This is a genomic window from Caldimonas sp., assembly GCF_046289365.1.
GTDB lineage: Bacteria > Pseudomonadota > Gammaproteobacteria > Burkholderiales > Burkholderiaceae_C > Caldimonas.
Genome location: NZ_JBKBVU010000287.1, coordinates 1 through 2,846, shown reverse-complemented (window position 1 = coordinate 2,846; position 2,846 = coordinate 1). Strand labels below are relative to the sequence as shown.

4 protein-coding genes are annotated in these 2,846 nt (G+C 72.1%); 3 read left to right on the top strand and 1 reads right to left on the bottom strand.

From position 1 onward, the window contains the following. The first annotated feature begins 166 nt into the window (after positions 1 to 166). From tsaB to ACK42S_RS17050, 3 genes are read left to right on the top strand one after another with little or no spacing between them, the layout of a single operon-like run. Positions 167 to 889 carry a tRNA (adenosine(37)-N6)-threonylcarbamoyltransferase complex dimerization subunit type 1 TsaB gene (tsaB, locus tag ACK42S_RS17060; protein ID WP_409710371.1) on the top strand — a complete coding sequence of 241 codons (723 nt, stop codon included), beginning with the start codon at positions 167 to 169 and terminating at the stop codon, positions 887 to 889. Beyond that, positions 886 to 1,356, top strand: coding sequence for a ribosomal protein S18-alanine N-acetyltransferase (rimI, locus tag ACK42S_RS17055; RefSeq protein WP_409710368.1), 471 nt, complete (start codon positions 886 to 888; stop codon positions 1,354 to 1,356). Before tsaB ends, rimI begins: the two co-directional genes overlap by 4 nt. 10 nt (positions 1,357 to 1,366) lie before the next feature. Continuing rightward, entirely contained in the window at positions 1,367 to 2,143 is a 777-nt protein-coding gene (locus tag ACK42S_RS17050) for a uracil-DNA glycosylase family protein (protein ID WP_409710364.1), read from the top strand. 7 nt (positions 2,144 to 2,150) lie between these two features. Here ACK42S_RS17050 and ACK42S_RS17045 read toward each other — a convergent pair. Beyond that, positions 2,151 to 2,846, bottom strand: a 696-nt coding sequence (locus ACK42S_RS17045) for a CorA family divalent cation transporter (protein ID WP_409710359.1), incomplete at its 5' end; no start/stop codon positions are given.

The following is a 2,846-nucleotide window of genomic DNA, read 5'->3' as shown; positions in this document are numbered from 1 at the left end:
AGGACCGGTGGCACGCTCTGGGCCTGTGCGGGGCCGCGCGCCAGCGCGAGCCCCAGGACGATCGCAGCAAGGGTCCAGGCGCCGGCCCGGGACAGGGCACGGCGCCGCATCGAGGGCAAGTCAGGGCAAAGCATTCGCCGATTATCCCGGCCGCTACACTGTGGGCATGTCCTTCCCTGCGCGAGACCCTTGCCTGCTGGTGATCGAGACCGCCACCGAGACGATGCACCTGGGCCTGCGTTGCGGCAGCCAGGTGCACGTGTTCACCGGCCCGGGCAGCGCCCACACCTCGGCCACCCTGCTGCCGGCCGTGCGCCGGCTGCTGGACGAGGCCGGGCTCGCCCCGCGGGATCTGGATGCCATTGCCTTCGGCCGCGGCCCGGGCGCCTTCACCGGCCTGCGCACCGCCTGCTCGGTGGCGCAGGGTCTGGCGCTGGGTGCGGGCTGTCCGGTGATCCCGGTGGACACCCTGCTCGTGGTGGCCGAGGACGCCCGCCGCACCCACGGGCACACCGAGGTCTGGGTCGCCCAGGATGCGCGCATGGGCCAGCTCTATGCCGCCCGTTACCGGCACGGGGGTGAGCGTTGGCAGACCCTGGCCGCACCGGCCCTGCACGAGCCCGAGGCCTTCAACACGCTGTTGCGCGCCGACCCGCAAGCCGCGCTGGTCGGCAATGCGCTGGCCGCACTCGGCGCGCGGCTGGACACCGGCGCGCGCCCCCTGCACCCCGAGGCCGCTCCCAGCGCACACGCCCTGCTGGCGCTGGCGCTGGCGGCCTGGCAGCGCGGCGAGGCAGTCGACGCCGCCCTGGCCTTGCCGCTGTACGTGCGCGACAAGGTGGCCCAGACCACCGCCGAGCGCGACGCCGTCCGCTCAGCCCTGACATGAACGCCCTGCTCCACCCAGCCGGGCGTCGCCTGGAGCCGCTGCGTGTCGAGGATCTCGATGCGCTGCTGGCCATCGAGGTGCAGGCCTATGAATTCCCCTGGACGCGCGGCAACTTCATCGACTCCCTGGCCGCCGGCCATGCGGCCTGGTGGCTGCGTGAGGGAGACGGCCCGATGATCGGCTACTTCCTGGCCATGCTCGGGGTCGAGGAGATGCACCTGCTCAACCTGACCGTGGCCCCCTCCCAGCAGGGACGCGGCCACGCCGTGTGGATGCTCGACCGCCTGTGCGAGATCGCGCGCGGCGAAGGCGCCACCCAGCTGTGGCTGGAGGTGCGCCCGAGCAATCAGCGGGCCCGGCGTCTGTACGAGCGCTACGGCTTCGCCGAGGTGGGCCTGCGCCGCGGCTACTACCCGGCCGCGCGGGGGCTGCGCGAGGACGCGCTGGTCATGAGCCTGCCGCTGTGAGGACCGCCCCGTGAACCTGGACGATCGTCGCCTGGGCCTGCTGCGCGAGATGGGCCTGACGGCCTGGGTGCCGCGCCATGCCGGCAGCGCCCCCGACGCCCCTGCGGTCGCCGCAGCCGACGGGCCCGTCGCCGCCGCCCCGGGGCCGGAAGGCCTGGCTGCCGCGCCGCCGGAGGCCCTGCCGCCGCGCGGCACGCGCCCCAGCGGCATCGAGCAGATGGATTGGCCGGCCCTGCGCGAGGCGGTGGCCGGCTGCCGCGCCTGTGCGCTGTGCGAAAGCCGCCGCCACACCGTGTTCGGCGTGGGTCATGAGCAGGCGCACTGGATGATCGTCGGCGAAGCCCCGGGCGAGAACGAGGACCGCCTGGGCGAGCCCTTCGTCGGCCAGGCCGGCCGCCTGCTCGACAACATGCTGCGCGCCATCGGCCTGACGCGCGAGGCCGCGCCGCCGCAGCGGCAGGTCTACATCTGCAACGTGCTCAAATGCCGCCCGCCGGGCAACCGCAACCCCGAGCCCCAGGAAGTCGCCCAGTGCGAGCCTTTCCTGAAGCGCCAGGTGGCCCTGGTGAAGCCGCGCATCATCCTGGCCATGGGGCGCTTTGCCGTGCAGTCGCTGCTGCGCACCACCGAGCCCATCGGCCGGCTGCGCGGGCGGGTGCATGACTACGAGGGCGTGCCCCTCATCGTCACCTACCATCCCGCCTACTTGCTGCGCAACCTGCCCGACAAGGCCAAGGCCTGGGACGACCTCTGTCTGGCTCTGGACACGCTCCAGGCGCGCCCCTGAGCCGCGGTCAGTCCCGTGTGCCCAGGTAGCGCTTGCGCCAGAAGAACAGACCCAGCCCCAGGCCGAGCGCGGCCATCAGGCCCAGCGTGATCCACACCCCGGTGGCCTCGTGGATGAGCGGCAGGGTGTCGAAGTTCATGCCGAAGATGCCGGTGATGAGGTTGAGCGGCAGGAAGATGGCCGTCAGCACAGTGAGCGTGCGCATGATGTCGTTGGTGCGGTTGCTCTGCGCCGAAAAGTGCATCTGCACCGCCGTCTCGGCCGACGACTCAAGCCGGCGCACATGACCCAGCACCCGCTCGATGTGCTCGAGCACGTCGCGTGAGCGCAGGCGCAGCAGCTCGCGCTCGCGCTGCGCCGCCGGCGTGGTCTCGGGGGGCCATTCCTGCAGGGCATCGATCCACTCCTGGATCGCGTTGCGCTGGTCTTCGCAGATGTCTTCCAGCAGATGCAGGGTGTTGCGCGAATCGAGCAGCAACTGCCAGCTGCGGAACCTTGCCCGCGGGTTGAACAGCGCCTGCTGCAGCACGCCGAACTGGCGCGTGAGCAGCCGCCGCAGCTCCAGGTAGCCGTCCACGATGTGGTTGACCATGCGCAGCATCTGGTCGGCCGGACTGGTGGGCAGCCGCACCGCCACCGGCCGCCCCTCGGCGCGTGGATCGGCCTGGCCCTGGGCAATCTGGGTGTAGCGCTGCGCAAAATG

Excerpts from the sequence above, each read along its gene's own strand:
- tsaB (WP_409710371.1), top strand. The coding sequence starts at position 167 with ATGTCCTTCCCTGCGCGAGACCCTTGCCTGCTGGTGATCGAGACCGCC.
- rimI (WP_409710368.1), top strand. The coding sequence starts at position 886 with ATGAACGCCCTGCTCCACCCAGCCGGGCGTCGCCTGGAGCCGCTGCGT.